Annotated in this window: 5 protein-coding genes; 1 reads left to right on the plus strand and 4 read right to left on the minus strand. The window is 64.9% G+C overall.

Annotated features, from left to right (window positions below; translation table 11 throughout):
- Positions 1-287 precede the first annotated feature (287 nt).
- Entirely contained in the window at positions 288-1,868 is a 1,581-nt protein-coding gene (locus AC1DSN_RS14930) for a hypothetical protein (RefSeq protein WP_477331387.1), read from the minus strand.
- Positions 1,868-2,332 carry a DUF3574 domain-containing protein gene (locus tag AC1DSN_RS14935; RefSeq protein WP_477331389.1) on the minus strand — a complete coding sequence of 155 codons (465 nt, stop codon included), beginning with the start codon at positions 2,330-2,332 and terminating at the stop codon, positions 1,868-1,870. The genes AC1DSN_RS14930 and AC1DSN_RS14935 overlap by 1 nt, the downstream gene beginning before the upstream one ends.
- A 305-nt stretch (positions 2,333-2,637) precedes the next feature.
- Here AC1DSN_RS14935 and AC1DSN_RS14940 point away from each other — a divergent pair, with 305 nt between their 5' ends.
- Entirely contained in the window at positions 2,638-5,067 is a 2,430-nt protein-coding gene (locus tag AC1DSN_RS14940; protein ID WP_477296266.1) for a TonB-dependent receptor plug domain-containing protein, read from the plus strand.
- Between the two features lie 847 nt (positions 5,068-5,914).
- Here the strand turns inward: AC1DSN_RS14940 and AC1DSN_RS14945 are convergent.
- Together AC1DSN_RS14945 and AC1DSN_RS14950 are read right to left on the minus strand one after the other, a co-directional pair.
- Positions 5,915-7,009 (minus strand): OmpA family protein, encoded by a 1,095-nt coding sequence (locus AC1DSN_RS14945; protein ID WP_477331391.1) that lies wholly within the window; start codon positions 7,007-7,009, stop codon positions 5,915-5,917.
- A gap of 196 nt (positions 7,010-7,205) precedes the next feature.
- On the minus strand, positions 7,206-8,060 hold an 855-nt coding region (locus tag AC1DSN_RS14950; RefSeq protein WP_477331393.1), incomplete at its 5' end, for an MmgE/PrpD family protein.

Raw genomic sequence — 8,060 nt, forward strand, 5'->3', positions numbered from 1 at the left:
GCTTAAGCGGCCCCAAGGGCCAACCCGACCGCGACACCGGACGTTGAGGTTGCGTGCGGCACAAGCGCCACGCCGCTTCGTTGCTCGAGGCTTGATGAGCGACCAGGCTGCTTTCTGTAGGAGCCGCTTCAGCGGCGAACCCTCAGGTTGTCGAGGTTGCGAAGGAGGCCTTGTGGTGATCGGGCGAGCGGTTGAACCGCCGACACGATGCGATGCAATGCCTCATTCGCGACAACCATCGCTGAGGGTTCGCCGATGAATCGGCTCCTACAGTAGAAAGCATCGCATCACCGCCGGCGCGGCCCGACCGAGAGAAATAGCAACACCACCGCCAGCGCCCCATAAGCCGCAACAAATTGCCACACCAACGTACGCGCGGCGGGATCGAGCAACCAAGGCAGGTACACCGAACCAATCGGTTCCACCGAGTGGATGACGCCGATGGCCGTGAGCACGGCGCCGATCGCGACGATGCCCGCTGCCTTACGCACCTGGCCGTCGATCATCGCGACCACGAAGCTCGCCCAGACCATCGAAGTGATGATGAAGCCGTTGCCGAGGATGACGATGACCGCCATCGCGGAGATGCCGTGGCTGGCATCGCCATACAGAGCGGCAAAGTGCGCGGGGTCGACGATGGACGGGTCGCCCAGCTTGATCGCCAGCATGCGTGCGATGGCCGGAAAGAAGCTGAAAACCACCGCGCCGGCGTAGCGTAGCGGTGTCGCCTCGAAGGCCTGGGTGGTGATGCCGATCGAGATGAAGACGAGGATCGGTGCGAGCACGGCGACCGGGAGCAACTCCACCAGGTTCGCCAGGTAACCGAAAACGCCGCCCAGCCCGATGACCAGGCCCGTGACCAGGGTGTAGCCCGTACGCGCACCCATCGCCTTGTACGCCGGCTGGCCGATGTACGGCGTGGTCTGTGCTACACCGCCACACATGCCGGCGATCAGGGTGGCCAGGGCCTCCACCAGCAGGATGTCCCGGGTCGGATAGTCGTCTCCGGCGGCGCGGGCGCTCTCCGTCACGTTGATGCCCCCCACCACCATCAACAGGCCGAAGGGCAGGATCAGCGGGAGGTAGGGCACGGTGGCCGGCAGGCCGTCGATGAAACCGAGCGTCGGTAGCGGGAAGCCGAGTCGCCACTGCCATGCGCCCGGCGAGTGATAGCCGGTACCGAGGAAGCCCGACGGCCCCAGCCCGTAGTAAAGGACCACGCCAACAATGAAGGCGCCAAGCACGCCTGGAAGGCCGAACGGTAGCCGCCGCTTGGCCACCAGCGCGTAAAGCACCACGCCCAGACCAGCGAAACCCACGACCGGCACGCGCAGGATCTCCACCAACGGCAGGAAACCCATCAGCACCAGGGCGATGCCGGCGATCGAGCCGAGCAGGCCGGCACGCGGCACGGAACGCTGGACCCATGCGCCAAAGAACGACAGGACGAACTTCAGCACACCCATGACGACCAGCGAGGCCATACCCAGGTGCCAGGTGGCCTCCCCTGCCGCGATCGGGTCCATGCCCGCCTGACGGTACCCCGCGAACGCAGGGCCCAGGACGAGCAAGGCCATGCCAATCGTGGTCGGTGCGTCGATGCCCAGCGGCATCGCGGTAACGTCCTCGCGCCCGGTGCGGGCCGCCAACCGGCGGGCCATCCAGGTGTAGGCGAGGTTGCCGAGCAATACTCCCAACGCGGTCCCCGGAAACATCCGGCGGAACACGATGTCCGCGGGCATGCCGAAGATACCGATGAGAGCCGTGGCCATGAAGGCGAGCAGCGAGAGGTTGTCGACGACGAGGCCGAGCACACCGTTGAGGTCTCCGCCGCCGAAACGGCGACGTGGTGCGATAGTTGTGTTCATCAGAAGGAGATGTCCGCCGGCTGCGTTACACGGAGAACCGACTGGTCGCCCGTCTTTGCCTTCCACGCGGCGCGGATGGCGTCGACCGACGCCTGCTGCGTCGGCGAATCGGGGTAGAGCAGGATCACGATCTTCGAACGCAGGCGCTCCGGCTTCGTCTGCTTGACGCCCTGCCACTGTCCGTAGGCATCGACCACGGTCAGACCGCTCGGGAATCGTGGCGTCACTTCGTTGTCCAGGAAGGCACGCCAGACAGCCTCATCCACCCCGTCCCGGCCGTCAGCAAGGCCCAGGCCGAAGTAAAGCTCCGTGCGCACCCATCCATGCGTCGCGTCGGGATGCGCGGCATCGCCGCTCAGTGTTGCGCTGCTGTGGTTTGCGGTCGCGGGGCCGTGCTCCGGCCAGTTCACGCAACCCGCCGTGACCAGCGACACAACGAGGAAAAGACTGGCGAGAACCCTCATACAAACCCCTTGCGCAAGCTTCCAAGAAACGGACGTCCATACGGCCAGCCGTCCAACCTATTGACACAGCGTACACCGCGGTGCAACAAATAGTGAAAGGTTCGCACGTTCCTGCGGCCACTGGAACCACCCTGTCGTGAGCTCCCGCCTGCCCCGCCCCGCCTTCGTTGCATGCCGCCTCGCGGCCGATGCGCGATGTCGCCCGGGCCGCGCCACGCACGGCTGACGCCGCGCCCCGACCGCTCCCCGCCCCTCGTCGTCCGCCCTTCGGCGGCAACGACCCCGTGTGCCCGCCAGGAACTTCCATGCACCCTTCCCGCCTCGCTTCCGCCATCGTCATCGCCCTCACCGCCCTTCCCGTCGCCGCGCAAGACGCCGACCGGCCCGCCACCAACCTGGACCAGATCGTCGTCACGGGGACGCACGCCAAGGACCGCACCGTCCTCGACTCACCCGTGCCGATCGACGTGCTGACGGCGGAAGACCTTCGCTCCGCCGGTGCCGTCAACGGCGAACTCGGCCAGGCACTGGCCACCCTGCTGCCTTCGTTCAACTTTCCCCGCCAGTCCAACTCCGGGGGATCCGACCATGTGCGGGCCGCACAGCTACGCGGCATGAGTCCCGACCAGGTCCTCGTGCTCGTCAACGGCAAGCGCTTCCATACCTCGGCGCTGGTCAATAGCGATACCAAGATCGGCCGTGGCACGACGCCGGTCGATTTCAATGCCATTCCCATCAGCGCGATCAAGCGCATCGAGGTGTTGCGCGACGGCGCGGGCGCGCAATACGGCTCCGATGCCATCGCCGGCGTGGTGAACATCATCCTCGACGACGCGCCCGAGGGAGGCGAGGTCGATGCCACGTACGGTGCGTATCACACCAACTTTCGTCCCGGCGACCGCACGATTACGGATGGCCAGAGCGGTTATGTCAGCGCGAAGGCCGGCACGAAACTCGGCGGGAACGGTGGCTTCCTCCGGGCCGGCATCGAAGGCAACAACCGCCAGCCGACCAACCGCGCCGGCCCTGACCAGATCCCCTCGTGGGAGAACCTCTCCCCGGCAAACCTCGCGCTGCAGGGCAAGCGCAACTATGCCGCGGGCGATCCACGTAACGAGAACTACAGTGGCTGGTTCAACGCCGAACTCCCTTTGGGCGATACCGTGCGTGGCTACGCGTTCGGCACGTACACGCAGCGCCGGACGGTCGGCGACAACTACTTCCGCTATCCGGACAGCGACGCCAACGTTCCGTCGATCTATCCGGAGGGCTATCGCCCTGAGTCGCTCGGCTATAACCGCGATATCAACCTCACGGCCGGTGCGCGCAGCCGCGTCGGCGAATGGGATATCGACGCGAGTCTGACCTGGGGCCGCAACACCTTCGATTACGACCTGCGCGATACGGTGAACGTGTCACTCGGCGACGCCAGCCCGACGCACTTCAACATCGGCAAGTACGACAACGCGCAGGGCACCGCCAACCTCGACCTGAGCCGCTCCATCGAATGGGGATCGAAGCTGTTCACCCTGGCGACGGGTGCGGAGTTTCGGCATGAGGGATTTCGTACGTACCCCGGCGACCCCGCGTCGTATGCCGTGGGGCCCGTTGTCGGCGCACCTATCGGCGCGCAAGCGGGCGGCGGCCTCACACCGCAGGACACGGCCGACCTTCATCGCAACGTCGGTGCGGCTTACCTCGACCTCTCCGGTGACCTCACCGACCGGTTCTTCGCCGATGCGGCAGGCCGCTATGAGCACTACAACGATTTCGGCTCCGCCTGGACCGGCAAGCTGAGTGGCCGCTTCGCGATCACCGAGGCGATCGCCCTTCGCGGCGCCGTGTCCAACAACCTGCGTGCGCCGTCGCTGAGCCAGGTCGGCTTCGAATCGACCTCGACGGGCTATGGCGCCGACGGAACGCTGGTGCAGGGGCGCATCCTCTCGGTCAACAACCCCATCGCGCGCGGACTGGGCGCACAGGACCTGAAGCCCGAGAAGTCACGCAATTACAGCCTGGGCCTCACCGCGCAGCTCGGCGAGCGTTTCGACGCGTCCCTCGATGTCTACCGTATCGATGTCGATCACCGCGTCACCCTGTCCGAGACGATCGCTCCGGATGGCCTGGAGAACTATATCGACGCGCGCTTCGGCGTACCGGGCGTCCAGAGCGTGGCCTTCTTCACCAACGCCGTCGACACCCGCACGCGCGGCGCCGAGCTGGTGACGAACTACCGGCAACCGGCCTACGGCGGCAACCTCACGCTCACTGCAACGTACAGCTACAACCGTACGTCGATCCGCAAGGTCCGCGATACGCCGCCCGAACTCGCCGCACTTGGCGCCGATGCCGTGCTTTTCGGCCTGGAGGAACGCAATACGCTCACCGACGCCGCACCTCGCCAGCGCGGCTCGTTCACCGCCCGCTGGGATCATCCCCGTTGGTCGCTGCTGAGCCGGCTGACTCGCCAGGGCAGCACGACCCGTGTCTTCGACTTCGGTGACGGTTTCGTGCCCACGCAGACCTACGGCGCACGCTGGCAGCTCGATGCCGAAGCCGAATGGCACGCGACCGACCGTTTCTCCATCGCCCTGGGCGGCCAGAACATCACCGACCAGTACCCGAACCGCTCGATTCCCGACATCGCCTATGCGGGGAATTTTCCTTACGACGTGATCTCGCCGATCGGCACGAACGGGGCGTACTGGTATGCCCGTGCCAGGTATGCGTGGTGACATGAAAAGAGGCTCTTCGCGGATTACGGGGCCCGGCCGCTCAGCTTTCCCGCCGGGCATTCTTTGGCACCTGGCACCTGGCACCTGGCACCTGGCACCTCGCCCATGGCTCGCCTTCGGCTTCGCGGGTGGCTCGGCTCCGCCATCGCTCTGTACACTTGGGCGTCTCGCGGGGAGACCTTGGTGTCCACCCTCGCTGCTCAGACACGTCCTCCGCGTTCGAGAAGGAAAGGCCGCTGACGCGGCCCATGCATCTGATTGGCCTACGGCCGCTCCACTTGTGCGGAACTCGCCTCGAGGGTGGACACCAAGGTCTCTCACGACGACACGGTTGGGTGGCAGGAGAGCCGTTGGCGTGGTGCCGGCGTCGGCGTCGGCCGCTGCCGGAACAACAGGGCGGTGCGGTAGCGACGGCTGGTACGTGGTGGTGGCTACCCGGTTGCCGAACACCTTCCTAGCGTCTGCGCCTGCGTGCCTGCGTGCCTGCCGACGATGCTGCCGCGCGCTTCGGCTCGACCCACGCGAACCTCAAGGTTCGGGAGAGTCTTCGGTGCCCACCCTCGAGGCGAGTTCCGCACAAGTGGAGCGGCCGTAGGCCAGATAAGAACACGGGCCGCGCAGCGGCCTTTCCGGTACGAAACGCGGAGGACTGTCTGAGCAGCGAGGGTGGGCACCGAAGGCTCTGCGCCCCAGGCCTCACGCAAGCGGCGGCGTGAGCCGCTAAAAACACGCACTCGCAAAGCGAGTGAACCACCGCCTTCAGCGTCCCCGGAATTCCGCGAAGAACCTAAAAAAAAGAGCCCGGCTTTCGCCGGGCTCCTTTATGCAACTACCGATCTTTAACGGATTACTGCTGAACCTGCAGTTCCGTACGACGGTTGCGAGCGCGGCCTTCGGCCGTGTCGTTCGTGTCGATCGGGTTGTTCTCGCCGTGACCGATCGGGCCTTCCAGACGGTCGGCACCGATGCCGTGAGCCGTGAGGTAGTCGAACACGATCTTGGCGCGACGCTCGGACAGACCCTGGTTGTAAGCGTCCTTACCGACGCTATCCGTGTAACCGGCAACCGTGACCTTGACGGTCGGGTAACGCTGCAGCGTGTCGACAGCCTGGTCGAGGACGCCCAGCGATTCGCTGGTCGGCTCCTGCAGGGTCGGGCCGATGTTCGTCTCGCCCTTCTTCGGACGGTCGAACTTGAAGTTGACGCCGCGCAGGTCGATGACGACCTTCTGCGGGCAACCATCCGGACCGACGATCGTGCCAGCCGGCGTGGCCGGGCACTTGTCGTCGCAATCGTTCACGCCATCGCCATCGCTGTCGAGGGTGGAGCAATCCGGAGCGGCCGGAGTGACAGCAGCGACCGGAGCCGGAGCTGCCGGCGGCTCGCCGAAGCGGGAGACGATCGAGAAGCCGAGGAACCAGTCGCCGTAGCCGTTCTCGCTACGAATGGTCTTGTCGTCCCAGTCATAACGGTAGCCGGCTTCAACGCGGAAGTCCGAGCTGTCGGTGATGGTCTTCGACACGCCGACGCCGAGTTCGGCAGCCGGTGCCCAGCCCTTGTCCGACGCGTTGTGGTGGTAAGCACCCATCACACCGGCCAGCAGGTACGGGCGCCAGCTGTCCCACGCACCAGCGTAGAAGCGAGCGGCCACGCCGTAATCGTTGTTCGCCCAATGGCCATTGCCATCGTTGTCGCGCTTGGTGCGGTCAGCGAAGATGTCGATCGAGGCGTTGCTCGAAATGAACTTACCAACGCCCAGACCGTAGTAGGCCTGACGCGAATTGGTATTGCGGTCGGTATCGTTGTAGTAACCGCCAACCGTCGGGGCGACGTACCAGCGGCCGTCATAGCCGTTACCCGCGTCAGCGGATTCCTGCGCGTGAACGGCACCCACGCCGCCCAGGGCCAAGCCGATCAGCAAAAACAAGCCCTTACGTTTCATCGGTGTCTCCTCATTATTGGTATTCGCGTCCGCGCTCCACCCCAGACGGAAATCGCGCGTAGAAACTCTTTATCGAATCCGGGGACTTCGCCGTCCCTCGCTTTAAACCCCTTCAACGGGCGGCGGCAGTTTAGCAAAAATCAAACAATTGAACACGTGCTAAAAACCGCCGTTCATACTTGAGTCACGGCTATTATCAAGCCGTGAAGAGTGTCATGAACTCGTGAATGGGCATGGCATCAAGCATTTCCGGCGAAGAAGTGACCGCAAGAACCTTCTCCACCCGCTCTGCAGGCCATTCTGCGCGCAGGGCGGCCTCGAACTTCTTGAGCAGGACCGGGATGCCTTCGGCACGGCGATTGCGGTGGCCGATGGGGAAATCGATCGAAACCTTTTCGGTTTTCGACCCATCCTTGAAGAAAACCTGCACCGAATTGCCGATGTAGCGCTTTTCCGGGTCGAAGTAATCCTTAGTAAATTGCGGGTTCTCCACCACGGTCATTTTGTCGCGCAGGGCGTCGATACGCGGATCGGCGGCGATCGTGTCGTTGTAGTCGTCCGCCGTCAGGCGGCCGAAAATCAGCGGCACGGCGACCATGTACTGGATGCAATGGTCACGGTCGGCGTAGTTGGCCAGGGGGCCGGTCTTGTCGATGATGCGGACGCCGGCTTCCTGGGTCTCGATGACGACCTTCTCGACCTGGTCGACCCGGTCGGCCACCTGGGCGTGCAGGGCCATGGCGCATTCCACGGCCGTCTGGGCATGGAACTCGGCCGGGAAGCTGATCTTGAACAGGACGTTTTCCATCACGTAGCTGCCGAACGGGCGCTCGAACTCGAATGCGTTGCCCTTGAAGGCCACGTCGTAGAAGCCCCAGGTCTTGGCCGTGAGGGCCGAGGGGTAACCCACCACGTTGCGGTAGACAGCGTTGATCGCGTGGGTGACGGCGCGGCGGCAGGCGTCGCCGGCGGCCCAGCTCTTGCGGGGGCCGGTGTTCGGGGCGTGGCGGTAAGTGCGCAGCGCGCCGTTGTCGATCCAGCTGTGCGAGAC

The organism is Luteibacter sp. P4_D7_3 (genome assembly GCF_056401735.1).

Bases quoted from the DNA above. Each gene is read 5' to 3' on its own strand.
- AC1DSN_RS14930 (WP_477331387.1), bottom strand. From the start codon at position 1,868: ATGAACACAACTATCGCACCACGTCGCCGTTTCGGCGGCGGAGACCTC.
- AC1DSN_RS14935 (WP_477331389.1), bottom strand. From the start codon at position 2,332: ATGAGGGTTCTCGCCAGTCTTTTCCTCGTTGTGTCGCTGGTCACGGCG.
- AC1DSN_RS14940 (WP_477296266.1), top strand. From the start codon at position 2,638: ATGCACCCTTCCCGCCTCGCTTCCGCCATCGTCATCGCCCTCACCGCC.
- AC1DSN_RS14945 (WP_477331391.1), bottom strand. From the start codon at position 7,009: ATGAAACGTAAGGGCTTGTTTTTGCTGATCGGCTTGGCCCTGGGCGGC.